This window comes from Burkholderia anthinoferrum, assembly GCF_002925705.1.
In the GTDB taxonomy this organism is placed as follows: domain Bacteria; phylum Pseudomonadota; class Gammaproteobacteria; order Burkholderiales; family Burkholderiaceae; genus Burkholderia; species Burkholderia semiarida.
The window spans coordinates 284304-306635 of sequence record NZ_LFZP01000032.1 but is presented as its reverse complement, the minus strand read 5'-3'; the positions used below and the strand labels follow the sequence as shown (position 1 = coordinate 306635).

Annotated in this window: 29 protein-coding genes; 27 read left to right on the top strand and 2 right to left on the bottom strand. The window is 64.7% G+C overall.

Annotated elements, in window-relative coordinates:
- Window positions 1-11 precede the first annotated feature (11 nt).
- From C5F75_RS10785 to C5F75_RS10695, 19 genes are all read left to right on the top strand, one after another.
- Window positions 12-1478 carry a DUF1073 domain-containing protein gene (locus C5F75_RS10785; RefSeq protein ID WP_104012196.1) on the top strand — a complete coding sequence of 489 codons (1467 nt, stop codon included), beginning with the start codon at window positions 12-14 and terminating at the stop codon, window positions 1476-1478.
- Complete coding sequence (locus tag C5F75_RS10780) at window positions 1475-2230, top strand: phage head morphogenesis protein (RefSeq protein ID WP_104012195.1); 756 nt, start codon at window positions 1475-1477, stop codon at window positions 2228-2230. Before C5F75_RS10785 ends, C5F75_RS10780 begins: the two co-directional genes overlap by 4 nt.
- Before the next feature lie 83 nt (window positions 2231-2313).
- Window positions 2314-2832 (top strand): LPD3 domain-containing protein, encoded by a 519-nt coding sequence (locus C5F75_RS10775; protein WP_104012194.1) that lies wholly within the window; start codon window positions 2314-2316, stop codon window positions 2830-2832.
- A gap of 246 nt (window positions 2833-3078) precedes the next feature.
- The gene (locus C5F75_RS10770; RefSeq protein ID WP_258048552.1) at window positions 3079-4425 is read left to right on the top strand and encodes a DUF2213 domain-containing protein; all 1347 of its coding nucleotides are present in this window, start codon (window positions 3079-3081) and stop codon (window positions 4423-4425) included.
- 9 nt (window positions 4426-4434) lie between these two features.
- Complete coding sequence (locus C5F75_RS10765; protein WP_104012192.1) at window positions 4435-4941, top strand: structural cement protein Gp24; 507 nt, start codon at window positions 4435-4437, stop codon at window positions 4939-4941.
- Between the two features lie 69 nt (window positions 4942-5010).
- Window positions 5011-6102: a DUF2184 domain-containing protein gene (locus C5F75_RS10760; RefSeq protein ID WP_104012191.1), complete on the top strand. Its 1092-nt coding sequence runs from the start codon at window positions 5011-5013 to the stop codon at window positions 6100-6102.
- A gap of 1 nt (window position 6103) precedes the next feature.
- Window positions 6104-6571, top strand: a complete 468-nt coding sequence (locus C5F75_RS10755; protein ID WP_104012190.1) for an STY1053 family phage-associated protein — start codon at window positions 6104-6106, stop codon at window positions 6569-6571.
- A 63-nt stretch (window positions 6572-6634) separates the two neighbouring features.
- Window positions 6635-7018: a DUF4054 domain-containing protein gene (locus tag C5F75_RS10750; RefSeq protein ID WP_104012189.1), complete on the top strand. Its 384-nt coding sequence runs from the start codon at window positions 6635-6637 to the stop codon at window positions 7016-7018.
- A 28-nt stretch (window positions 7019-7046) separates the two neighbouring features.
- Window positions 7047-7526, top strand: a complete 480-nt coding sequence (locus tag C5F75_RS10745) for a hypothetical protein (protein WP_060009935.1) — start codon at window positions 7047-7049, stop codon at window positions 7524-7526.
- Between the two features lie 61 nt (window positions 7527-7587).
- Window positions 7588-7959 (top strand): hypothetical protein, encoded by a 372-nt coding sequence (locus tag C5F75_RS10740; protein ID WP_104012188.1) that lies wholly within the window; start codon window positions 7588-7590, stop codon window positions 7957-7959.
- A 4-nt stretch (window positions 7960-7963) separates the two neighbouring features.
- Window positions 7964-8554, top strand: coding sequence for a phage neck terminator protein (locus C5F75_RS10735; protein ID WP_104012187.1), 591 nt, complete (start codon window positions 7964-7966; stop codon window positions 8552-8554).
- 9 nt (window positions 8555-8563) lie between these two features.
- The gene (locus C5F75_RS10730; RefSeq protein ID WP_104012186.1) at window positions 8564-10039 is read left to right on the top strand and encodes a DUF3383 domain-containing protein; all 1476 of its coding nucleotides are present in this window, start codon (window positions 8564-8566) and stop codon (window positions 10037-10039) included.
- Window positions 10040-10054: 15 nt separating this feature from the next.
- Window positions 10055-10495, top strand: coding sequence for a phage structural protein (locus C5F75_RS10725; protein WP_104012185.1), 441 nt, complete (start codon window positions 10055-10057; stop codon window positions 10493-10495).
- A 2-nt stretch (window positions 10496-10497) separates the two neighbouring features.
- Window positions 10498-11079, top strand: coding sequence for a phage tail assembly chaperone (locus C5F75_RS10720; protein WP_104012184.1), 582 nt, complete (start codon window positions 10498-10500; stop codon window positions 11077-11079).
- A 5-nt stretch (window positions 11080-11084) separates the two neighbouring features.
- On the top strand, window positions 11085-11270 hold the full coding sequence (locus tag C5F75_RS37620) for a DUF6889 family protein (protein ID WP_081059093.1): 186 nt from the start codon (window positions 11085-11087) through the stop codon (window positions 11268-11270).
- Entirely contained in the window at window positions 11263-13266 is a 2004-nt protein-coding gene (locus tag C5F75_RS10710) for a mannosyl-glycoprotein endo-beta-N-acetylglucosamidase (RefSeq protein WP_104012183.1), read from the top strand. The genes C5F75_RS37620 and C5F75_RS10710 overlap by 8 nt, the downstream gene beginning before the upstream one ends.
- The gene (locus C5F75_RS10705; RefSeq protein WP_104012182.1) at window positions 13263-13838 is read left to right on the top strand and encodes a phage baseplate protein; all 576 of its coding nucleotides are present in this window, start codon (window positions 13263-13265) and stop codon (window positions 13836-13838) included. The genes C5F75_RS10710 and C5F75_RS10705 overlap by 4 nt, the downstream gene beginning before the upstream one ends.
- Window positions 13838-14155, top strand: a complete 318-nt coding sequence (locus C5F75_RS10700; RefSeq protein ID WP_059638706.1) for a phage baseplate plug family protein — start codon at window positions 13838-13840, stop codon at window positions 14153-14155. Before C5F75_RS10705 ends, C5F75_RS10700 begins: the two co-directional genes overlap by 1 nt.
- Window positions 14152-15120: a phage protein gene (locus tag C5F75_RS10695; protein ID WP_104012181.1), complete on the top strand. Its 969-nt coding sequence runs from the start codon at window positions 14152-14154 to the stop codon at window positions 15118-15120. Before C5F75_RS10700 ends, C5F75_RS10695 begins: the two co-directional genes overlap by 4 nt.
- On the opposite strand, the gene C5F75_RS10690 is transcribed toward C5F75_RS10695, so the two are convergent.
- Window positions 15117-15689: a hypothetical protein gene (locus tag C5F75_RS10690; RefSeq protein ID WP_258048559.1), complete on the bottom strand. Its 573-nt coding sequence runs from the start codon at window positions 15687-15689 to the stop codon at window positions 15117-15119. The genes C5F75_RS10695 and C5F75_RS10690 overlap by 4 nt on opposite strands.
- Between C5F75_RS10690 and C5F75_RS10685 the strand changes: the two genes are divergently transcribed.
- The 6 genes from C5F75_RS10685 to C5F75_RS10660 all read left to right on the top strand — a co-directional run bounded on the left by C5F75_RS10685 (window position 15639) and on the right by C5F75_RS10660 (window position 20181).
- Window positions 15639-16247, top strand: coding sequence for a Gp138 family membrane-puncturing spike protein (locus C5F75_RS10685; RefSeq protein ID WP_316252112.1), 609 nt, complete (start codon window positions 15639-15641; stop codon window positions 16245-16247). The two genes, C5F75_RS10690 and C5F75_RS10685, sit on opposite strands and share 51 nt — an antisense overlap.
- Window positions 16248-16386: 139 nt before the next feature.
- Window positions 16387-16881, top strand: coding sequence for a Rha family transcriptional regulator (locus C5F75_RS10680; protein WP_104012178.1), 495 nt, complete (start codon window positions 16387-16389; stop codon window positions 16879-16881).
- A 37-nt stretch (window positions 16882-16918) separates the two neighbouring features.
- Window positions 16919-17272 (top strand): hypothetical protein, encoded by a 354-nt coding sequence (locus tag C5F75_RS10675; protein ID WP_104012177.1) that lies wholly within the window; start codon window positions 16919-16921, stop codon window positions 17270-17272.
- Window positions 17269-18450, top strand: coding sequence for a baseplate J/gp47 family protein (locus tag C5F75_RS10670; RefSeq protein WP_104012176.1), 1182 nt, complete (start codon window positions 17269-17271; stop codon window positions 18448-18450). The genes C5F75_RS10675 and C5F75_RS10670 overlap by 4 nt, the downstream gene beginning before the upstream one ends.
- On the top strand, window positions 18450-19112 hold the full coding sequence (locus C5F75_RS10665) for a DUF2612 domain-containing protein (protein WP_104012175.1): 663 nt from the start codon (window positions 18450-18452) through the stop codon (window positions 19110-19112). The genes C5F75_RS10670 and C5F75_RS10665 overlap by 1 nt, the downstream gene beginning before the upstream one ends.
- A 64-nt stretch (window positions 19113-19176) precedes the next feature.
- The gene (locus tag C5F75_RS10660; RefSeq protein WP_104012254.1) at window positions 19177-20181 is read left to right on the top strand and encodes a hypothetical protein; all 1005 of its coding nucleotides are present in this window, start codon (window positions 19177-19179) and stop codon (window positions 20179-20181) included.
- Between the two features lie 150 nt (window positions 20182-20331).
- On the opposite strand, the gene C5F75_RS10655 is transcribed toward C5F75_RS10660, so the two are convergent.
- Window positions 20332-21465, bottom strand: coding sequence for an acyltransferase family protein (locus C5F75_RS10655; RefSeq protein WP_104012174.1), 1134 nt, complete (start codon window positions 21463-21465; stop codon window positions 20332-20334).
- Window positions 21466-21541: 76 nt separating this feature from the next.
- Here C5F75_RS10655 and C5F75_RS37615 point away from each other — a divergent pair, with 76 nt between their 5' ends.
- Window positions 21542-21835: a hypothetical protein gene (locus tag C5F75_RS37615; protein ID WP_258048551.1), complete on the top strand. Its 294-nt coding sequence runs from the start codon at window positions 21542-21544 to the stop codon at window positions 21833-21835.
- Window positions 21828-22325 (top strand): lysozyme, encoded by a 498-nt coding sequence (locus C5F75_RS10645; protein WP_104012173.1) that lies wholly within the window; start codon window positions 21828-21830, stop codon window positions 22323-22325. The genes C5F75_RS37615 and C5F75_RS10645 overlap by 8 nt, the downstream gene beginning before the upstream one ends.
- The last annotated feature ends 7 nt before the right edge of the window (window positions 22326-22332 follow it).

Below are 22332 nucleotides of genomic sequence, written 5' to 3'. Positions count from 1 at the left end.
GATTTCCCGGAATGTCGAAACGGAAGCAACAGACGCGGCCGCCGCGCGCGCCGGCGACGACGCACGCCCATCGCACGGTGGACTCGTTCGCCAACTTCGAAGCGCGGTTGGGATGGGGCGCCGACAACCAGGCATCGGCAGCGCAGTACACGCTGACGTACCAGAGCCGCAACCGCGTCTGGCTGGAAGCGGCGTATCGCGGATCGTGGATCGTGCGCGCTGCGGTGGACGCGATCCCGGAGGACATGACCCGCAAGGGCATCGAGATGTCCGGGCTCGACCCGACCGACGTGTCGAAGATGGAGACGGCGCTCACGCGCAAGGCTATCTGGGACCAGCTCTGCGACACCGGCAAGTGGGCGCAGCTGTACGGCGGCGCGATCGCGGTGATGCTGATAGACGGCCAGGACATGTCGCAGCCGCTTCGGCGCGAGACCATCGGGAAAGGCCAGTTCAAGGGCCTGCTCGTGCTCGACCGTTGGATGGTTGCGCCGCCGGTCGGCGAAGTCGTGACCGAGTTCGGCCCCGATCTCGGCATGCCGAAGTTCTACGACGTGCTGCCGACGACGATCGGGTTGCCGCAGGGGCGCATTCACCATTCGCGCGTGCTACGAATGGAAGGCGAGGCACTGCCGTACTACCAGCGCATCAGCGAGAACGGCTGGGGCTTGTCGATCCTCGAGCCGATGTGGGATCGGCTGATCGCGTTCGACAGCGCGACGGTCGGTGGCGGCCAGCTCGTCTACAAGGCACATCTGCGCACGCTGAGCGTCGAGAAGTTGCGCGAGATCATCGCGGCCGGCGGCCCGGCGCTCAACGGCCTGCTGAAGCAGGTAGAGATGATCCGGCTCGGGCAGTCGAACGAGGGCATCACCCTCATCGACTCGACCGACAAGTTCGAGACTCACCAGTACTCGTTCAGCGGGCTGTCCGACGTCATGCAGCAGTTCGCGATGCAGCTCAGCGGCGCGACGGGCATTCCGCTTGATCGACTGTTCGGCCAGCAGCCGGCCGGCCTGAGCGACACCGGCGAAGGGTCGCGCCTGCTGTATCACGAGAAGGTGCACACGCGGCAGGAGCGTCGGCTGCGCAACCCGCTGCACGGACTGCTTGACGTGATGTGTCGGTCGGAAATCGGGCAGCCGTTGCCCGAGGACTTCTCGTACGAGTTCAACCCGCTGCAGGAGATGTCGGCCGCCGAGAAGGCGGAGATCGGCAACAAGACGGTCGACTCGGTGACGAAGGCCGTCGACGCCGACCTGATCCCCCGCAGCCAGGGCATGCGCGAGCTGAAGGCGTCGTCGCCCGACACCGGCATGTTCGGCGACATCCCCGACGAAGCAATCGAGCAGGCCGAGCGCGACGAGCAGGGCGAGGATCCGCCGGGCATTGACCCGACGCTTCCGCTCGGCCCGACGCCGGGCGCGGCCGCACGCACGAACGATTCTCTGCTTCGCAGGCTTTTCCGACGTCGATGATCCTCACCCTCGATCGAAAGCGCGACCGGCGCAAGAATCCTGTCCGGCTGAGCGGTGCCGAGCGGCAGTACGGCAGCCAGTTGCGAAAGATCGCCCACCAGGTTGGCGTGCTCGTGAACGGCTTTCCGGCCGATGACGCGTCGTATGCGCCGACGATCGAGGAACTGCTGCGGCGGTACGCCGAGGCGCTCGCGCCGTGGGCCGAGGCGACCGCGGCGCGGATGATCGCCGACCTGAACCGGCGCGACGAGCAGATGTGGATGAAGCAGGCCGCCGACATGTCGCGCGCGCTGCGCGAAGAGATCCGCGGGGCGGCCACCGGCGAGACGATGCGTGCGCTCTTGTCCGAGCAGGTGCGGCTGATCAAGTCCATCCCGCTCGACGCAGCCGAGCGTGTGCACCGGCTGACGCTCGAAGGAATCGTCGACGGCGCGCGCGCCGCGCAGATCTCGAAGGCGATTCAGGAGTCCGGGCAGGGCGCGAAGAGCCGGGCCGACACGATCGCGAGAACCGAGGTCAGTCGCACGGCCGCGACGCTCACCGAGGCGCGTGCCATCGACGTCGGCAGTCCCGGCTACTTCTGGCGGACATCGGGTGACTCCGACGTCCGCGAAGACCATCGCGAGCTGGAAGGCAAGTTTTTCACATGGGACAAACCACCGATCGCAGACAAGCGGACCGGCGCGCGGGCGCATCCGGGCTGCATCTACAACTGCCGGTGCTGGGCGGAAGTGGTTTTGCCGGCGGACTGATGTCGTGAGATTGAACGGGCCGGCCGGCGTCGGCCTCCGCTTTGAGTAGTTGCCGGGCCGAGCCCGCATGACCCAACAGGCCCATGGCAAAGCATCTGCATATCTACTTCCACACGTATGACGCGTCGTGGGAGGAGTCGAAACATCCACGATCCGCGAACGGTCAGTTCGGATCAGGCGGTGGTGCCGGGGCAGCGGCCGCACCGACGACGCTGAAAGGGGACGAGCTGGGTGACTTTACCAGCATGAAGGAGCTGCGCCAGAAGGCGATCGCCTACGGCAAGCAGTTCGCCGGGAAGAAGTTCAAGAACGTGGCGACGGGCAACCAGATCGAGGTGACGAACGGCGGGATACGGCACACCGTGGCGACCGGCCACGATGAGGTGCTGCGTTCCATTCCTGTCTTGCCGGACCTGCTGACGAGAGCTCGACTCATCGACTCGCAGCCCGATAAGCGTGGCGATCCGAACGTGAAGGCGGTCGAGACGTACTCAGCTCCGCTCAAGCTGGACGGCAAGAGCTATCGGGCGGTGATTACGGTGAAGGTGTTCTACGACGGCCATCGGTACTACAACCAGGGCCTGGTGCGGGAAGGGGAATAGGGCCAGTCGTCGTTTAAATAAGGCACCCCCTGCCTTTCGGCAGTCGGCTCACCTCCGGCGACCGTCCCTGTCCGCATTATAGCCAAGTCCGGATGGCGTGCGAAATCCTTGCCGAATCATCGACTTACTTCCAAATCGTTCCAGATGCGAACTATTCGAATTCCAACGGCGGACCACGCCTGTAGCTGCGGTGCGGGTGCCGCCCGCGCTCGCGCGCATACCCGCGACGGCATCACTGCATCGGGCGTGTACGCGACTGAGCAGCTCGGCGAGCGGCAGTCGATCACGCCTGAAGGCTTCCTGCTCTGCGAGGCCGTGCCGATCGCGCGCGTCGGCGCGCAGGACTACGCCTATTTCGAGCTGCCCGAGATCGAGGCGAAGGACGGCGTCATCGTCGCCGAGCGCACGGCCGACGTGCTGTTCAGCCCCGAGACGCTCGCGAGCTTCGAAGGCAAGCCGATCACGATCGACCATCCGCCGGATTTCGTGACGCCGGCGAACTACATGTCGGTGGCGCGCGGCACGGTCCGCAACGTGCGGCAAGGCGAGGGTGACCAGGCCGAGCTGATGCTCGCCGACCTGCTGATCACCGACGCCGAGGCGATTCGCCGCGTCCAGAGCAAGGGCGCGGACGCGCTCACTCAGGTCAGCAACGGCTACGACGCCGACTACGAACAGATTGCGCCTGGGCGGGCGCGACAGGTGGTGATCGTGGGCAACCATGTCGCCCTCGTGAAAAGCGCCCGCTGTGGCCCCGTGTGTTCGATCGGGGATAGCAGTTCCAACCTACTCCCGACAGGAGATACAAGCATGGCAACCAAGAAAGGCTCCAAGTTCGTCGACGCGTTGCGCAAGGCGTTCATGACGCGCGATTCCGAAGCGTTCGAGAAGGTCGCGAGCGAGATGACCGGCGACGAAGGCGGCGAGGGCGGCGACGGCCAGCCCCAGATTCACATCCACATGCCCGGCACCGGCGTCGATCCGAAGCCGGCTGTCTCCCCGACGGGCGACGAAGGCGCGGGCGGTGGTGAAGGCGATCCGCTCAAGCAGGTGCTCGATGCGATCCAAGCCACCAACGGCAAGATCGATGCGCTCGCCGATCGCGTGACGAAGCTCGAAGGCGGCGGCACGCAGACGGGTGACGAGGATCCCGATCCCGAAGACGATCCCAATCCGACGATGGACGAGGATCCCGATCCGAAGGCCGCGAAGACCGGCGACAGCGCCGCGCTGCGCGACCAATTTCAGGACGCGCTCTCGCGCGCCGAGATCCTCGCGCCGGGCGTTCGACTGCCGACGTTCGACGCGAAGGTCGCGCGAAAGAAGACGGTCGACGCCATCTGCGTGCTGCGCCGGCGCGCGCTGCGCGCCGCGCTGGACAACGAGAACGCCGAACTTGTCAAGTCGGTGGTCGGCGGCGCGAACGTGGCCAGCATGACCTGCGATTCCGTCGCGGCGTTCTTCAACGCAGCGTCGGAGGTCGTGCGCAGCAAGAACTCCGGCGTCACGCAGCGCCGGACGAACGATTCCGCTCAAGCCGAGCGGAAAGACATCAACGCAATCCACGCGGAATTCTGGAAGGTCCGCAAGTAAGGAGCCGACATGCCCTCGTTGCAAGCTTATCAATATCGCATGCCGGCAGGCTTTGCCGGTGACCTCCAGCGCGCCGAAGTCGCCACGGTCGAGACGCAGCTGATCGACCCGGCGGCACCGCCGACGGCGTTCGGCGTTCCCGTGAAGATGGTGAACGGCAAGATCCAGCCGATCAATAATGCTGCCGACACGGCGGCGCTCGTCTACGGCGTGAATCTGCGCGCGTATCCGATCCAGGGCAACGGCACGGATCCGCTCGGCACGTCGACGCCGCCGACGAGCGGCGCGACCGACATCCTGAAGCGCGGCTACTTCAACGCCGCGCTCGGCGGCACCGCGCCGGCCACGAAGAGCGGTACGGTGTACGTGCGCGTCGCGGCGGCCGCGGCCGGCAAGCCGCTCGGTGGTTTCGAAGCGGCCGCAGACGGCACGAACACCGTCGCGATGCCCTCGAACTGGTACTTCACCGGTCCGGCCGACGCTTACAGCATCGTCGAGATCGCCGTCAACATCTGATCCGGCGCTGAACAGCGCTTCACCCGAAGCCCCGCAATCGCGGGGCTTTTGCATTTCTGGAGCCATTACATGGACATGTCCGAACTGAAGCACCTGCGCCGGGCCGGGGCCTCGATCCCGATGTCGGCGGCCGTCGCGGATGCGACGCGCCGGCTGGTCCGCGCACGTACGCAGGACCAGCAGTACACCTACGATCGCGCGACGATCGACTCGACCGGCGCGTTCCTCGTCGGCCAGCTCGAACGCCTCGACCCGACGCTCAACGAGCCGCTCGTCGAGTACACCTGGTCGCGCGACATCTACATCCGCAGCGACGTGTCGGCGGCTGACGAAGTCGCGTCGTTCACGAACTCGGCGTTCGGGATGAGCGGCGGCATCAACCCGAACGGTCTGAACTGGATCTCGAACGAGGGCAACGCGATCGCTGGCCCGTCGGTCGACATCGGCAAGACGCCGCAGCCGATGCGTCTGTGGGGCGCCGAGGTCAAGTACACGGTGCCCGAGCTCGTGAAGTCCCAGGCGCTCGGCATGCCGATCGACTCTCAGAAAGTCGAAGCCATGAACATGAAGCGCAACATGGACCTCGACCAGATCGTCTACTACGGCGATCCGCAACTGAACTTCACCGGCCTGGTGAACTCGATCGGCGCCGTCGGAAGCGTTTCGAACGTTGCGAACGGTGCGGCCGGCACGCCGCAGTGGAACACGAAGACGCCGGACGAAATCCTGAAGGACGTCAACGAAATCCTGACGTCGGCGTGGCAGGCCACCGGCTGGAAGGTGAAGCCCAATCGCCTGATGCTTCCGCCGGCCACGCTCGGTGGTATCGCATCGCGCATCATCAGCAATGCCGGCAGCAAGTCGATCCTGACCTATCTGCTCGAGAACAACATCTGCACGCAGCAGGGCACGCCGCTGGAGATCCTCGAGCTGAAGTGGCTGATCGGTGCCGGCGCGGGCGGCACGCAGGGGCAGCTCGGCACCGTGGACCGGATGGTCGCGTACAACAGCGACAAGAAGTACGTCCAGTTCCCGATGACGGACCTGCAGCGTACGCCGCTCGAGTACCGCTCGCTCTACCAGATCACGACCTATTGGTCGCGGATCGGTCAGGTCGAGTGGCGCTACGGCACGACGGCTGCATATCGGGACGGGATCTGACATGGCGAAGATCAACGTTCTGACGGCGTTCACGATCCGGCTGGCCCACGAGGGCGAGGAAGTCATCCGTCGCGTCGAGGCCGGCGTGCAGGAGGTCGAGGACTTCATCGCCGACCACTGGTACGCGAAGGCGCACACGGGCCCGCTGCCGGAGAAATCCGGCGATTCGGGTGGGGCGCAAGACGGCGAGGCGGATCAGGCCGCCGCGCTGGCAGCGACCAAGGCCGATCTTCAGGCCGAGTCGGACCGCCTCGAAAAGCTGCGTGTCGAGCTCGACACGTTCAGCAAAGGTCTGGACGAACGCGCGGCGGCGCTCGATGCGCGTGAAGCTGCTGTTGCGGCGAGCGAGCAGGATCTTGCCGCGCGGGTCGCGGCCTTCGAGGCAGCCCAGAAGGACGCCGCGGCGGCCGCGAAGGATGGCGCGGCCGACAGCGCGACCCAGAAGTCCGGCAGCGGGAAGAAGGCATAATGGCCTCCCGGCGCCGCGCCATGCACGCGCGCGCCGGGCATCCGCATTTTGGCAAGGTGACACGTGGATATCGCCCAGTTCCGACAGTCTTTCCCCGAGTTCAACGACACGACGACGTACCCCGACTCGCTCGTCCAGTTCTGGATGACCGTCGCGGTGTCGCTCGTCAACGCTGACCGGTGGGGCGAGCTGACCGATCTGGGTATCGCGCTCGTCACCGCGCACCACCTCGCGCTCGCGCTGAAGGACCAGAAGACGGCCGCCGTCGGCGGCGTGCCGGGGCAGGTGACCGGGCCGCAGTCGTCGAAGGCCGTCGACAAGGTGAGCGCGAGCTACGACACCGCGGCCGTTGCCATCAAGGACGGCGGCTTCTGGAACGCCACGATGTACGGCGTTCGCTATCTCAGTCTGGCGCAGATGATGGGCTCGGGCGGCATTCAGCTGTAACGCTGCCGCCGCCCATCGGGAGAATCCCATGGACGGCATGAAAATCGACCGCCTCGACGAGGTGCTGAAGTCGATCAGCGGGCTCGTGCAGAAAGAAGTGCTCGTTGGCGTGCCCGACAGCACCGCCGGACGGAAGAACGAGGGCGAGCCGCTCAGCAACGCCGAGATCGGCTACATCATGGAAAACGGCTCGCCGGCCAACAACATACCGGCGCGCCCGCACCTGGTGCCCGGCGTGCAGGACGCGCGGCCGAAGTTCGAGCCGCAGCTCCAGAAGGGTGTCGAAGCGGCACTCGACGGCGATCTCGAACAGGTCGAGCGCAGGCTCAAGCTGGCAGGTCTTGCCGGGCAAAACGGCGTGCGCGCGAAGATCAACAGCAACATCGCTCCCAAACTCGCTGACTCGACGCTGGCCGCGCGCCGGCGCCGCGGCGTCACGCGCGAGAACACGCTGGTAGACACCGCTCAGTATCGAAACGCGATCACGTACGTGGTCCGCAAGAAGTAGTTTCCAGTCTCCCCGATCCATGGGCCGCCGCGTGCGGCCCTTTTTCGTTGGTGCCCGCGCAATGGCCTTCCTCGACGTTACCGACGTACTGCTCGACCCGGATTTCATGGACACCGGTCTGCTCTGCAACCGCATGACGCAGACAGTCGACGATCACGGTCGCGCGCAGAACACAGCGGCGCCGACGCCATTCTCGGCCGTCGTGACCAGCGACAAGGGCGACATCCTGCATCGCAATGCGGACGGCAGCCGAATCATCGGTTCCATCACGCTGCACACGATGTTCCGGCTGATGGACGGCAGCGCCGGCCACGACGCCGACGAAGTCGTGTGGGCGGGCCGCACCTACACGGTCGTGAACGTGAACGACTACTCGCACTTCGGTCGCGGCTTCGTCTGCGCGACGTGCGACCTGAAGCCTATCTCGGGATGACCCCATGAACGACAGCTCGACCGGCGGATACCTGGCGCCAGCCGTCGATGCGCCGCCTGCCGAGGACGATGCTCTTGACGATCTGGTCCACGACCTGATCGCGGGCATCACGCTTCTGCCGCCGGACCTTGTGCGGCCGCGCTGGCAGCAGACCGTGCCGAAGCAACCAGAGCCGTCCGTCGACTGGTGCGCGTTCGGCGTCCAGGAGCAGGAGCCGGACGCAGGCCCCGCCATCCAGCACGACGGCACTGGCGACGGGCACGACACGTACATCCGACATCAGGACGTCGACGTCCTGTGCACGTTCTACGGCCCTCGCGCGAAGGGTTACGCCCAGCGGCTCGCCGATGGCCTCGCGATGCCGCAGAACCGCGAGCAGCTCCAGCTGCAGGAGATGGCGTTCGTCGGCGTCGGCGCGATCCGCCCGGCGCCCGACCTCGTCAATCAGCAGTGGGTGCGGCGCTACGACATGACCGTGACGCTGCGCCGCAAGATCACCCGGACCTACGCGGTCCTCAACCTCAAATCGGCCACCGTGGCGACGACGACCGACTCGTCGACGCCGGTGGTTGGCGTTTCGAACATCCACTCGTAGGGGACCAGCATGTCCAACGGATTGCCGGTATCGCGTCTGATCAACGTGACGATCAACCTTGCCGCGCTGGCGGCGCAGGGCGCGAACATGAACACCGGGCTGATTCTCGGCCCGTCGGCCATCATCGACACCAACGAGCGCGCGCGCTCGTACGGCAGCATCGATGAGGTGACGCCTGATTTCGGCACGAACACGCCGGAGTACTACGCCGCTGCGCTGTACTTCAACCAGGTGCCGCAGCCGAAGTCGCTGTTGATTGGTCGGTGGGCGAAGACGGCGACGGCCGGCTCGCTGCGCGGCGGCGTGCTGTCGGCCGCGCAGAAGGACATCGCGCTGTGGGATGCGGTCACGACCGGCGCGTTCAGCATCACGATCGACGGCGTGGCGAAGTCGGTCACCGGCCTCGACTTCTCGGCGCAGACGAACCTGAACGGCGTGGCGACGGTGATCAACGCCAAGCTGACGGGCGCGACTATCGCGTGGACCGGTTCGCAGTTCGTCGTGACGTCGAACACGACCGGCACGAATTCGAAGGTCGGCTATGCGACGGCGCCGGGCAGCGGCACGGACATTTCGGCGATGCTCGGCCTGACGAGCAGCCTCGCCGGCGTGCCGGCGGACGGCATCGCGCCCGAGCAACCTGTCGACGCCGCCGCGCTGTTCCTCGATCGCTTCGCGAACCAGTTCCTCGGCCTTGAGTTCGCGGACGCGGCGATCACCGACGACCAGCACATCGCGGTCGCGAATCTCATCGAGGCCGACCAGCGGCATATTTACGGCATCACGACGCAGAACCCGCAGGTGCTCGACTCGACGGTGACGACCGACATCGCGAGCAAGCTGAAGGCGCTGAACCTGAAGTACACGATCCTGCAGTATTCGAGCTCGACGCCGTACGCGGTGTCGTCGCTGCTCGGCCGCCTGCTGACCGTGAACTTCGACGGCAACAACACGACGATCACGCTGATGTTCAAGCAGGAGCCGAGCGTCGCCGTCGAACAGCTCACCAGCACGCAGGCGAACACGCTGCAGGCGAAGAACTGCAACGTGTTCGTGAACTACAGCAACGACACTTCGATCATCCAGTACGGCGTGACGCCGAGCGGCATCTACGTCGATTCGGTCTACAACGCGATCTGGTTCCGCAACCGTATCGAGACGGACGTCTACAACCTGCTGTACCAGAGCCCCACGAAGATCCCGCAGACCGACGGCGGCAACGCCCAGATCGCTGCGACGATCTCCGCGGCCTGCGAGGCGGGGGTGAATAACGGGTATCTCGCGCCGGGCGTATGGAACTCGGCCGGCTTCGGCGCGCTGAACCAGGGTGACACGCTCGCGAAGGGCTACTACGTGTATCAGCCGGCGATCGCGACGCAGTCGCAGGCCGATCGCGAGGCGCGCAAGTCCGTCACGTTCCAGGTCGCAGCGAAGGAAGCAGGCGCGATCCACAGCGTGGACATCCTCGTCAACGTCAACCGCTAACAGGGGCATATCAACATGACGACTTACAGCTTTCAGGACGTCGCGGCGACGATCGTAGGCCCGGGCGGTGCGTTCTCGCTCGGCTACGGAGAAGCGACCGCGGAAGAAGGCATCACGATCGTGCGCGCGGGCGACAAGAACACGATGACGGTCGGCTCGGACGGTGAGGGCATGCACAGTCTGCATGCCGACAAGTCAGGGCAGGTCACGCTGCGCTACCTGAAGACCGCGCCGATCAATGCAAAGTTGATGGCGCTCTACGACGCGCAGTCGCTCGACAGCCGCCTGTGGGGCAAGAACCTGATCGAGGTTCGGCAGACGGCCGCCGGCGACGTGATGACCGCGCGCAGCTGCGCTTTCAAGAAGGCGCCGGACCTGAAGTACGCGAAGGACGGCGACACCGTCGAATGGGTCTTCGACGCGATCAAGATCGACAACATCCTCGGGACGTACTGAGCATGACGACCGAACTCAAACTGAACGGCGTGCGGTACGTGATCGGCAAGCTGAACGCGATGCAGCAGTTCCACGTGTCGCGTCGCATCGCGCCGATCATCCCTCCGATGATCCCGGTGCTGATGAAGTTCTACGCCGAGCTCGAGCAGGCCGACGTCGCGCGCGAGCAGGCGCGCGCGAACGCCGCGCTCGCGGCGCTGGCCGCAGGTGTCGAAGGTGCGGAGGGCGAGTCGGGCGCGGAAGCGCCGGCCGCCGCTGTGCCCGCGGCCGCCGGCGAGCGATCGCGCGACCTGCTGTCGATGGTCGATGCGATCGCGCCCGTGCTGCAACCGTTCGCCGACGCGCTGGCCGGCCTGAAGGACGAGGATGCCGAATACGTTTTCGGCACATGCCTGTCCGTTGTCGAGCGTTGGCAGGGCGCCGGCTGGGCGAAGGTCTGGAACCTCGCGCACAAGACGTCGATGTTCGATGACATCGGCATTGACGTGATGCTGCCGTTGGTCGTGCGCGTCGTGGTGGCGAACCTCGGCCCTTTTATCAGCGGGCTGCTTACCAGCCAAGCGAGCAGCCCGGCGGCGACGTAGGCTGGATCCGCACACTGCCCGGCGGCGAGGACTGGCTGCTCGCGCCTGTATCGCGCGGCTGGTGCAAGTACGAGTCGCTGCTGGACGGCACGCTTGGGCTCGACGACGTCGCGCTGATGAACGACGCGATCGCAGTCCAGGCAGATAACGAAGCGGCGTACCGCCGCAAGATGGAAAGAGAAAATGGCTGATTCGGTCGTCATCCGCGAGTTCCTGGTCGCGCTCGGCTTCAAGGTCGACGAGAAGGGCCTGAAGAACTTCAAGGAAGGCGTCGAAGGCACGACGAAGGGCGTCAAGCAACTGATCGCCACGGTGTCCGGCGCCGCGCTCACGGTGAGCGCCGGCGTCGCGGCATTCGCCTCGAAGCTCGAGCGCCTGTACTTCGTGTCGCAGCGCACCGGCGCGTCGGCGACCAACCTACGCGGCTTCGAGTTCGCCGCGCGGAACATGGGCGTTTCGGCCGAGGCGGCCACCGGCACGATCGAAAACCTCGCGCGCTTCCTGCGCAACAACCCGGCCGGCGAAGGCTACCTCGCGACACTCGGCGTGCAGACGCGCAACGCGAACGGCGAGCTGCGCGACACGGTCGACATCATGTCCGACCTCGGGAAGTCGCTGGCGAACAAGCCGACGTGGCTCGCGAGCCAGTACGGCAACATCCTCGGCATCGACGAGAACCTGATGCTCGCGATGCGTAACGGGGACTTCGAGAAGCTCCTCGCGCAGTACCGCGAGATGGCGAAGTCGACCGGCCTGGACAAGGCGGCCGACGACTCGCACCGGTTCATGACGCAGCTGCGCGGGCTCGGCACGTCGTTCGAGAACCTCGGCATTCGCGTCGAGGGCGCGATGCTGCAGAAGGTCGGGCCCAGTCTCGATCGGTTTCAACGGTGGATGGACGCGCACGGCGACGAGATCGCCAATCGGATAACGGACATCGCCAACGCGGTCGTGAAGGCGGCCGCAGCGATGGGGCCGCCGCTGGCCTGGCTTGCCGACAAGTTCGTCGAGCTCGATCGTGACACCGACGGCTGGTCGACGAAGATCCTGCTGCTCGGGGTGGCGCTGAAGGCGCTGGGCGTATTCAAGATCGCTGGCGGCATTCTGAAGATGGCCGGCGCACTGCGCGCCGCAGGCGCAGCCACGAGTACGGCTACTGCCGCCGGCGGCGGCCTGCTGACGGTGCTCGGAAGTCTCGCGACAGCGGCGGCCGCAGTCGGTGCCGCATTCGCGGGCTGGAAGATTGGCGATGCGTTGCGCGACTCCGTCGACGGTTGGATTTCAAAGGCGTCCGGCGGCCGGTTCCGCTCGATCTGGGATGTGCTGACCGGGAAGGATCGGCGCGGGCTCGACGCGACCGGCGGCTACACGCAGGCCGAGCTCGATAGTGTGCGGAAGGACGGCGGCGGTGGCGCGAAGTTGGCGTCGCCGCGCGGCGCTGCTCCTGCACCGTCGCCTGCCGCGCCCGCTGTACCCGCCGCATCGGCCGGCCTGGCCGGCGCGATGTCGCGTCTCGCCGACACTGCATTCGGCCGGCTGATCGCGCGCGGCGAGGGCGACTACAACAGCGTCAACCGCGGCGCGCGCGGTGGATACCGCTCCGGCACAGAGAACCTCGAAGGCATGACGCTGGCGCAGGTCATGGCGGCGCAGCGCGCCGGGCAGTTCAATGCCGCCGGCCGCTACCAGATCATCGGTAGCACCCTGGCGGAGGCGGCGCGCGGGTTGAAGCTGAACGGCGACGAGATGTTCGACCGCAAGCTGCAGGACCGGATCTTCGAGCAGTACCTCGTGCGCAACAAGCGCCGCGCGATCGCCGACTACGTCGAAGGGCGCAGCGACGATCTACGCGGCGCGCTGCGCGCGGCGTCGCGCGAGTGGGCCAGCGTCGCGGATCCGGACACGGGCCGCAGCTACTACGCCGGCAAGGGCAACAACCGCGCGAGCATCACGGCCGCCGAGATGGAAGCCGCGCTGCGCAACACGCGCGCGATGTACCAGCCGGCCGGCGCGCTGACCGCACAGTCGGCAGCAGGCGGCGGATCGAGGAAGGTCGAGCTGCACCAGTCCACGCAGATCCACGTGACCGGCGCAGGCGATCCTTCGGCAGCCGGTCGCGCCGTCGAGCGCGAGCAGCGCGCGGTGAACGCCGACATGGTGCGCAATCTACAGGGGGTGATCTCGTGATCCTCGACATGATCATGATCTCGCCGAAGAAGATCGGTAGCATCACGGTGCAGGTCGCGATCGAAGAGGTCTACAACGACGAGTTGGCGATCACCGAGCATCCGGTCGAGCAAGGCGCACAGATCACCGATCACGCGTTCAAGCGTCAGCCGGATCTCGTGATGCGCTGCGGGTGGAGCAACGCCGACTACGAAGCGCTGCTCGGCGCGGCGGAGGCGACGTTCGACGGCGGCGGTCTGCCGTCGGCGCAGTACGTCAACGCGATCTACTCGCAGCTGCTGGCGCTGCAGCAGGCACGCACGCCGTTCGACGTCACGACGAGCCGCCGCACCTACCAGAACATGCTTCTGCAGGGGCTGCGGCTCACGGTTGACGCGAAGACGTCGAGCGCGCTGATCCTGACGGCGACGCTCAAGCAGATCCGCATCGTGTCGACGCAGGTGACGAAGTTGCCGCCGCGCGAGAACCAGGCCGATCCGGCATCGACGGCCGAGACCGGCAACGGCGGCGCGAAGGCCGCCGTGCCTGCGACGCCGGCGCCGGGCGGCGCAGTGCCGCCGGGGAGTATGTGATGCCGAGCTTCTTCGAGATTCCGTTTTCGCCGCGCCCGGAGCGCTTCACCGTGACGCTGAGCGGGACCGACTATCGCCTGACCGTCCAGTATCGCAAGGCCGGCGGCGCGGGCTGGGTGCTCGACATCGCGGACGCCTCGGATAACCCGCTGGTGTCCGGCATCCCGCTGGTAACCGGCATCGACCTGCTCGGCCAGTACAAGCACCTGGGCTTTCAAGGCCGGCTATGGGTGCAGGGCGCCGCTGATCCTGACGACGTTCCGACGTACGAGGATCTGGGCATCGGATCGCATGTTTTCTGGGTGACGGACCAATGAGCGTTGAGCAGTTCGGCCGGAAGGTATCGCTGATCATCGGGTTCGACAGCGGCGAGGCACTCGACCTGTCCGAGCTGCGGATCGTGTTCCGCGTTCAGCGTGGCGATCTGCAAACGCCGAACCAGGCGCGGATCCGCGTCTACAACGTGTCCGCGACGACGGCGCGGCGCGCGCGGAAGGAGTTCACGCGCGTCGTGCTGCAGGCCGGCTACGAGGGCAACTACGGGATCATCTTCGACGGCCAGATCAAGCAGGTGCGACGCGGCCGCGAGAGCCAGACCGACACGTTCCTCGACATCACCGCGGCGGACGGCGACTCGGCGTACAACTTCGCCGTGGTGAACACAACGCTGGCGGCCGGCTCAACGCCGGCCGACCACGTCGCGGCAGCGTGCACGGCCATGAACCCGTACGGCGTGCAGCAAGGCTATCTGCCCGAACTACCGTCGAACCCGCTGCCGCGTGGCAAGGTGATGTTCGGAATGGCGCGTGACTTCATGCGATGGACCGCCCGGACCACGCAGACCGTCTGGAGCATCCAGGACGGGAAGGTCGTGTTGGTGCCCGAGACGGCGTACATGCCCGGTGACATCCCGAAGATCACGTCCGAGACCGGCATGGTCGGCTTGCCGCAGCAGACGCCGAACGGCATCGAGGTGAAGATGCTGCTCAACCCGAGCGTGAAGATCGGCCGGCTGATCTGGATCGACAACGCGAGCATCCAGCAGTACGAGTACAGCCTGAACGTCGGCCAGCAGGCCGAGAACGAGCGGATCGAGATGCAGGCGAAGCTGCAGGACGACGGCTTCTACTACGTGATGCTCGCGGACGTGAGCGGCGATACGCGCGGCGAAGAGTGGTACACGAGCGTGATCTGCCTGGCGGCGGACGTCACGGTGCTGCCTGACTCGTTCAAGGACAAGGCCGCAGTACCGCCCGCGAACGTGATCAAGAAATACGGCTAGCGGCCGTACGTCGGAAGGGCCTTGATTGTCATCGTCGTGTTGTCGCCGTTGCGTTTCACATCCGCGCGGGCGAGCACGTTGAGCGGCATCGACTTCGTCGGCATCGTCGGAACGATGATCACGGCGTCGCCGTCGATCGTCTCGCCCCAGCAGCCGATGTCCCACACGCCGCGGTAGGACTCGTAGCGCCGCATGTTCTTCGCGTTCGCGAGCGGAAGTTCGCACTTCTTCGCTGTGTACAGGATGGTCGGGAATTCGTTCTCGACGGTCACGCCGACCTTCATGCCGGCGAACGGGTAGACGTAGGCGTCGTCAGCGACGGCAGCGAGCGGTGCGAGGAGCGCCGCGGTCAACAGCAGTTTTTTCATTTTCATTCCATGGATCGACGTGAAAGGATAGGCGACCAGGAGGTCGCCCTGCGTGAAGCGTTCGACGGCGTGCGCGCGGGCATCTGGACGGCGATGCCCGGCATTATCCAGTCGTTCGAAAGCGCCGCCGGCCGGCCGCCGACGTGCAGCGTGCAGCCGGCCATCAAGGCGCAGGTGCGCGGCATCGACGGCACCGTCCAAAGCGTCGCGCTGCCGCTGCTGGTCGACTGCCCGGTCCAGTTCCCCGCTGGCGGAAATTGTACGTTGACGTTCCCGGTCAAGCAGGGCGACGAGTGCCTGGTCGTGTTCGCGTCGCGCTGCATTGACGCATGGTGGCAGTCGGGCGGCGTGCAGGAGCAGGCCGAGTTGCGCATGCACGATCTGTCGGACGGGTTTGTGTTGCTCGGCTTTCGATCGCGGCCGCGCGCGCTCGTCGGCGTCAGCGGCACCTCGACGCAGTTGCGCAGCGACGACGGAGCGACGTACATCGACCTGAACCCGACGCTGCAGAAGGTGAAGATCGTGGCTCCGGGCGGCTTCGATGTCGTCGCGCCGCTGTCTACGTTCTCGGCGGCCGTGACGATCACCGGCCTGCTGACGTTCGTGGGTGGCATGGTGGGCAGCGCCGCGAGCGGTGCCGCCGCGGTGTTCAACGGCGTGATCCAGTACATCGGTCAGGTCTTCGCGAACGGCAAGCGCGTCGACGACACGCACACGCACTCCGATCCGCAGGGCGGCAACACCGGCCCGGTCAACTGATCACCCGAAACCATCTACCGAACCCCGCCTCGCGCGGGGTTTTTTGTTTCAAGACTGCGGATAGGCCGGCCAGCCGAAAGCGCGCGTCCTGGGCGCGTTTCCGCAGTCGCTCACACCCAGGGATCTGCAGGAGGTTCCAGTGAAAGATTTTCCGTTTCCCCTGGTGGTGCCGGTGGATGGCGAGGCACGCGCGTCGTCCGAGATCATCGCGAATGGCGTAGGGCAAGGGCACCGCGGCATGATGCAGCTGATCCGAAGCTACCTCGACAGCTTCGAGGAGTTCGGGAAAGTGCAATTTGAAATGCGGCTTAACCGCCGAGGCTCGCCGACCGAGTACGCGATGCTGAACGAGCATCAGGCAACGCTCCTGATCACGTTCATGCGCAACTCGCCGAAGGTGATCGCCTTCAAGATCGCGCTGGTGAAGGAGTTCTTCCGGATGCGCGACGAACTCGGCCGCCGAGAGCAGACTCTCTGGCAGCAGATGCGGGCGCTGATCGCGCGCGAGGTGGAATCGAAGGTGCGTGCCTCATTCGGCTCGCACCTGATGCTGGCCCGAAAGCGGGAGCTGCCCGGCCTCGATGCCGAGCGCGAGCTACTCGAAAGCCAGATGCAGCCTTCGCTGCTCAACTGACCCGGCCCCGAGCCGGGTTTTTCGTTTCTGGGGCTCCATGCGATACCGAAAACTCGACGCTGACGGCGACTATGTCCTCGGCGGGGGCGCGGCCGACTTCCTTGTTAACACGCCGGAGACGGTCGCGCAGGCCGTGCTGACACGCCTGCGCCTGCTGCGCGGCGAATGGTTCCTTGACACGACGGCCGGCATGCCATGGGCGACCGACGTGCTCGGAAAGTACACGAGCGGCAAGTATGACGCGGCCATTCGGACGTGCATTCTCGGCACGCAGGGCGTGACCGAACTCGTCAGCTACACGAGCACGGCTGATCCGGAGACGCGTGTGCTGACCGTCACCGCGACGATCAACACCATCTACGGCACCACCACGGTACAGGCGACATTGTGACTCTCACGACTCTCGCACCCACCATCGACGCGAACGGCATCACTGCGCCGACGTACGCGGACGTGTTCGCGTATCTGCAGGATCAGTACCGTTCGATCTATGGCGCCGACACGTACCTGGAGCCGGACAGCCAGGACGGTCAACTGATCGGCGTGTTCGCGAAAGCCATCAGCGACGTCAACTCGGTAGCGATCGCGATCTACCGGTCGTTCAGCCCGGCGACGGCGCAGGGCGACGCGCTGTCGAGCAACGTCAAGATCAACGGCATCGCGCGCAAGGTCGCGTCGTACTCGAGCGCCGACCTGGTGCTGGTCGGGCAAGCGGGCGCGACGATCACCAACGGCGTCGCGAAGGACGTCAATGGCGTGCAGTGGATGCTGCCGGCTACGGTGACGATCCCGCCGAGCGGCACGATCACCGTCACGGCCACATGCGCGACGATCGGCGATGTCTCCGCGCGCGCGGGCACCATCAACCAGATCGCGACGCCGGCGCTCGGCTGGCAGTCGGTGACGAACCCGGCGGATGCCGCCGAGGGCGCGCCCGTCGAGAAAGACCCGGTGCTGCGGCAGCGCCAGACGGTGTCGACCGCGCTGCCGTCGCTCACGGTGCTCGACGGCATCATTGGCGCAGTGGCGAATGTCTCGGGCGTCACCCGGTATGTCGCCTACGAAAACGACACCAGCGTGACCGACGCGAACGGCATCCCGTCGCACTCGATTTCTCTGGTCGTCGAGGGCGGCGACGCGACTGCCATCGCGAACGCGATCGCGGCGAAGAAGACGCCGGGGTCCGGGACCTACGGTACGACCGCCGTCATCGTCACGGACATCTACGGTCGTCCGATCACAATCAGGTTCTTCCGGCCGGTGGCCGCGCCGATCATCGCGACGGTCACTCTGAAGGCGCTCACCGGCTACACCAGCCAGGCCGGCCAGCAGATCCAGCAAGCCGTGTCGGATTACATCAACGGCGTGCAGATCGGCGGTGGCCTGTCCGGCAGCGTCGAATGGGGTGACGCGCTGACCGCGGCGAATGGCGTGGGCGGCGGCGTCACGTTCAAGCTGTCGGGGCTGGCGCTTTCCGGCCCGCGCGGCGCCGGCGCGCCGGACGTCGCGCTGCTGTTCAACGAAGCGGCGTCGTGCACGCCCGCGAATGTGACTTTGGTGGTGACGTGATGGCCGAACTGACCGACTACACCGCGCTGATCACGTCCGAGCACCGCGACCTGCCTCGGTTTTCGGCGGTGCTCGGCGCACTCGTGCAGCCGCTCGTCGATCAGATGAACGTGCTGCAGAGCATGCCGGGAAAGTTCGACCTCGACAACGCGGTCGGTGTGCAGCTCGACGACGTCGGCGTCTGGGTCGGCGTGTCGCGGAAGATCCGCACGCCGCTGTCCGGCATCTACTTCTCGTTCGATGTCGCTGGTCTCGGATTCGATCAGGGCATCTGGAAGGGGCCGTTCGACCCGGACACCGGCCTCACGGTGCTCGACGACGACACGTATCGGCTCGTCATCCGCGCGAAGATCGGCGCGAATCACTGGGACGGGACGCTCGAATCCAGCGCCGCGATCCTGAACAGCATCTTCGACGCGGACACGCACGTGTTCATCGAGGACCACCAGGACATGTCGATGACGATCGGGATCGCGGGCAAGGTGCCATCGGCCGTGTTCCTCGCGCTGCTCGCGGGTGGCTATATCCCGCTGAAGCCGGAGGGTGTGCGCGTCAACTACACAATCGTCACGACTGCCGATGGCGCGCCGCTGTTCGGTTTCGACATGTCTGGCCCGTACGTGGCCGGCTTTGATGTCGGGGCATGGGGCAAGCCGATCTGATCCACACAATGCATTTCACACTGTGAGCCGCCTTCGGGCGGCTTTTTTTATGCTCGGAGCACAGATGGCAAACAACAATTTCAAACCCTTCGCGGCAGCGGCCAATGCTAACGTGATGACGCAGGCCGACTACGAGGCGCTTGCCGCGCTCGTAACCGGCTTCGTGAGCGGCACTGCGCAGTCGGCGCAGCTCAACAAGGTTTGGCGCCAGAGTTCGATTATTGCCGCCGTACTCGCGCAGTTCATCGTCGATCTGACCGGGCAGGACGCAGTCGATGACGGGACGACGGCTACGTTGCTCGCAAATTTGAAAATCGCTGTTCAGGCGCAGTCGGCCGCAGTAATCGGGCACGCCCGCAACTTGGTCATGTCCGTTCCCCTGGCCTCGACCGCCGCGACACTGACCGCCGACGAGGTCGTCGTGGGCACTGCGCTCGGAGGTCAGAAGTATTTGTTGAAGCAATTCTCCAAGTCAATCAATCTGACGGCGACTGGCGCTGGGGGGATGGACACGGGCAGTGCGCCACTTTCCGGTTACGTCGCGCTGTATGCAATCTATAACCCGACGACTGGCACTACGGGTCTTTTGGCGAGGAACGCGACAAGCGCCATTGCGCCTAATGTATATGGTGGTGCGAACATGCCGGCCGGGTTCACCGCCAGCGCATTGGTATCTGTTTGGCCGACAAACAGCAGCGGGCAGTTAAAATCAGGTTATCAGAATGATCGCCGCGTTTCATTCACGTATACCAACATTCTGACGACGAATGTTACGCAACCGTCACTTACCAGCTTGTCGGTAGCGAGCGTTATCCCGGCAAACGCCCTCTCTGTCTCCGGATCGTGCGCTATGTCGTCTACCAGTGCATCGACACTCCAAATGGATTTGGCTGGGGATGCGAACACGACGGGACAAAACCGTACGGGCTTCACTACCGCAGGTGGAAGTCAAGGTGGTGTCGCGTCTTTCAATATCCCGATTATTTACCCGCAGACGATTTATTACGCCGCGACGTCCACGGCTGGAACTCCAAACTTCTCCTCTTCCATATCATCGTATGTTTTTTGATGAGATTATCCATGAAGATATTTGTGCAATTTAATGACGCGTCACAAAAAGAAATTGTATCGGTTTTCTGTTGTGAGCAGGATAAAGGCAAATTTCCAAACCAAGGCGTGGTTGACGGAGATGACCCCCGGTTGGCGGCATTCCTTGGCTCTATGCAGGAAATGACGCGGCCTCAGTTTTTCGAGTGAGCGCGCGCGCAATCCTTTGCCCAATTTTATGTGACGGAGCTTCGATGCATCGGTGCAGTGCCCAGGCCGTAGCGATGGAGCATGCAAACGCGGCAGCGATTGCGAGCAGTGGCGTAGCTCCTTTGTCGAGCATGACAGCAATGATGGCGTAGCCTAACATCCCATGTGACGCATACAGAGGAAAGCTAATATCGGAGAGGAAACGCGTAATGCGATGCGAATGCTTGTTTAACTTGTAGTACAGAAGAAACGTTACGATGGCCGCGATATATCCCAGCCGTTTGACGGGAAGCACATGGAGCGGCCCCCAGCATGTGAGCGCAAGGAACAGACCAAGCAGAACGGTCGCGATCGCGATCGCGCGATCTGTTTTAATTGCGCGATCGTTCCAGAAGGCAAATACCGTTCCTATCATCATGAATATGATGAATTGGGCAGAGATTGAAAATACGTAGAGCAGTTGGTATATGCGGTCCGCGCCAGTATGTGAGTTCATTACTGGAACGAGTGCAAAGGAGGCGATACCTATCAGTATTGGCACGAAGAACATCCGGCAATCGTTGCGACGGATAAACCATGCAAGGAGCGCACAAACTACATAGAACTTGACCTCGATTTCCAACGTCCAGATCACACCATCGATATTGGGAAACCAGAGCAGGTCCCGTAGGCCGAGTACGTAATGGATTCCAACCTGCTCGCCAGAATATGGAAATGAAAGGTTGAACGCCTTCCCGCCGATCCATATTGACAGTAGCGACACGGTAAACCCGGCTGCGTAGACGGGCCAAAGCCGAAGCACGCGCCCTGCAAGAAATCCCGCCAGGGAGTACTTCTTGATCGACAAAGGGATCACGAGCCCGCTCACCAGAAAGAACATCGCTACACCGTAGCCGCCCCAGTCGAATGCTGGAATTCGACCGAGTAGCTCGATGTACCAAGGCGTCGGCACTGCCGCTTCCGGCGGCATGATGACATTCGCTAACGTCCCCATGGCGGATCGTAGTACCCATATGTTGTGCATGAAGTGACTGACCAGTACCGACAATGCCGCCAGTCCGCGTAGATCGTTAGCGAAAGTGAGTCTCTGGTTCATATGCGCGAAGGCGTGGCTGGCTTTGGACAGTAGGGCTGCAAGTGTGGTGGTTAAACAGCAGCGCCGCAAATTTTACATGACCACATTTGCTCCATGTCCCGCCGACCGGGGCGGGGTCGGATGTGCGATTCAATCAAAAACCAATTGGCAGCCGCCTTCTGGCGGCTTTTTTCATTTCGGGGAATCGATGAAGAGCGATCTCGCGACAAGCGCTGCGAAGGTGGCGCCGGCAGTGGGGAGCAACTTTTGGTTGTGGCTGACAAGCCACGACATCAACTGGTGGGTAGCCGTCGCGACGATCGCGTACATCGGGCTGCAGGCGTACTACCTGGTCAAGAACAAAGGGAAGAGGGCATTGCTCGATGGCTAACGTACCGAAGAAGACACTGGCGGGTGTTGTGGGGGCTGCTGCGGCAGCCCTTCTTTTTTCCATGGTCCCGAAGTTCGAGGGCCTCGAGCTCGTCGCGCGGCCCGACCCGATCGGGATCATCACGGCGTGCTACGGCGACACGAAGAATGTGCGCGCCGGCCAGCGCTTCACGCCGGACGAGTGCCGCGCGCGCCTCGAACAGCGGCTGATCGAGCACGCCGAGCCGGTTCTGAAATGCACGCCGGTCCTGAAGGGGCACACGTACCAGCTCGCGGCCGCGGTGAGCTTCGCCTACAACGTCGGCACGGGGGCGTACTGCGGCAGCACGACGGCGAAGCGGTTCAACGCCGGCGACTGGAAGGGCGCGTGCCGTGCGCTGAACGAGGCGGACAACGGGCGGCCGCAGTGGGTGACGGCCGGCGGCCGTGTGCTGCCCGGTCTGGTGAAACGCCGCGCGGAAGAGCGGGCGCTATGCGAGAGGGATTTGTAGTGCAGTG

What these genes read in the sequence shown, in the direction of transcription:
- C5F75_RS10785 (WP_104012196.1), top strand. Translation starts at nt 12, where the DNA reads ATGTCGAAACGGAAGCAACAGACGCGGCCGCCGCGCGCGCCGGCGACG.
- C5F75_RS10780 (WP_104012195.1), top strand. Translation starts at nt 1,475, where the DNA reads ATGATCCTCACCCTCGATCGAAAGCGCGACCGGCGCAAGAATCCTGTC.
- C5F75_RS10775 (WP_104012194.1), top strand. Translation starts at nt 2,314, where the DNA reads ATGGCAAAGCATCTGCATATCTACTTCCACACGTATGACGCGTCGTGG.
- C5F75_RS10765 (WP_104012192.1), top strand. Translation starts at nt 4,435, where the DNA reads ATGCCCTCGTTGCAAGCTTATCAATATCGCATGCCGGCAGGCTTTGCC.
- C5F75_RS10760 (WP_104012191.1), top strand. Translation starts at nt 5,011, where the DNA reads ATGGACATGTCCGAACTGAAGCACCTGCGCCGGGCCGGGGCCTCGATC.
- C5F75_RS10755 (WP_104012190.1), top strand. Translation starts at nt 6,104, where the DNA reads ATGGCGAAGATCAACGTTCTGACGGCGTTCACGATCCGGCTGGCCCAC.
- C5F75_RS10745 (WP_060009935.1), top strand. Translation starts at nt 7,047, where the DNA reads ATGGACGGCATGAAAATCGACCGCCTCGACGAGGTGCTGAAGTCGATC.
- C5F75_RS10740 (WP_104012188.1), top strand. Translation starts at nt 7,588, where the DNA reads ATGGCCTTCCTCGACGTTACCGACGTACTGCTCGACCCGGATTTCATG.
- C5F75_RS10735 (WP_104012187.1), top strand. Translation starts at nt 7,964, where the DNA reads ATGAACGACAGCTCGACCGGCGGATACCTGGCGCCAGCCGTCGATGCG.
- C5F75_RS10730 (WP_104012186.1), top strand. Translation starts at nt 8,564, where the DNA reads ATGTCCAACGGATTGCCGGTATCGCGTCTGATCAACGTGACGATCAAC.
- C5F75_RS10725 (WP_104012185.1), top strand. Translation starts at nt 10,055, where the DNA reads ATGACGACTTACAGCTTTCAGGACGTCGCGGCGACGATCGTAGGCCCG.
- C5F75_RS10720 (WP_104012184.1), top strand. Translation starts at nt 10,498, where the DNA reads ATGACGACCGAACTCAAACTGAACGGCGTGCGGTACGTGATCGGCAAG.
- C5F75_RS10710 (WP_104012183.1), top strand. Translation starts at nt 11,263, where the DNA reads ATGGCTGATTCGGTCGTCATCCGCGAGTTCCTGGTCGCGCTCGGCTTC.
- C5F75_RS10700 (WP_059638706.1), top strand. Translation starts at nt 13,838, where the DNA reads ATGCCGAGCTTCTTCGAGATTCCGTTTTCGCCGCGCCCGGAGCGCTTC.
- C5F75_RS10695 (WP_104012181.1), top strand. Translation starts at nt 14,152, where the DNA reads ATGAGCGTTGAGCAGTTCGGCCGGAAGGTATCGCTGATCATCGGGTTC.
- C5F75_RS10675 (WP_104012177.1), top strand. Translation starts at nt 16,919, where the DNA reads ATGCGATACCGAAAACTCGACGCTGACGGCGACTATGTCCTCGGCGGG.
- C5F75_RS10665 (WP_104012175.1), top strand. Translation starts at nt 18,450, where the DNA reads ATGGCCGAACTGACCGACTACACCGCGCTGATCACGTCCGAGCACCGC.
- C5F75_RS10660 (WP_104012254.1), top strand. Translation starts at nt 19,177, where the DNA reads ATGGCAAACAACAATTTCAAACCCTTCGCGGCAGCGGCCAATGCTAAC.
- C5F75_RS10655 (WP_104012174.1), bottom strand. Translation starts at nt 21,465, where the DNA reads ATGAACCAGAGACTCACTTTCGCTAACGATCTACGCGGACTGGCGGCA.
- C5F75_RS37615 (WP_258048551.1), top strand. Translation starts at nt 21,542, where the DNA reads ATGACCACATTTGCTCCATGTCCCGCCGACCGGGGCGGGGTCGGATGT.
- C5F75_RS10645 (WP_104012173.1), top strand. Translation starts at nt 21,828, where the DNA reads ATGGCTAACGTACCGAAGAAGACACTGGCGGGTGTTGTGGGGGCTGCT.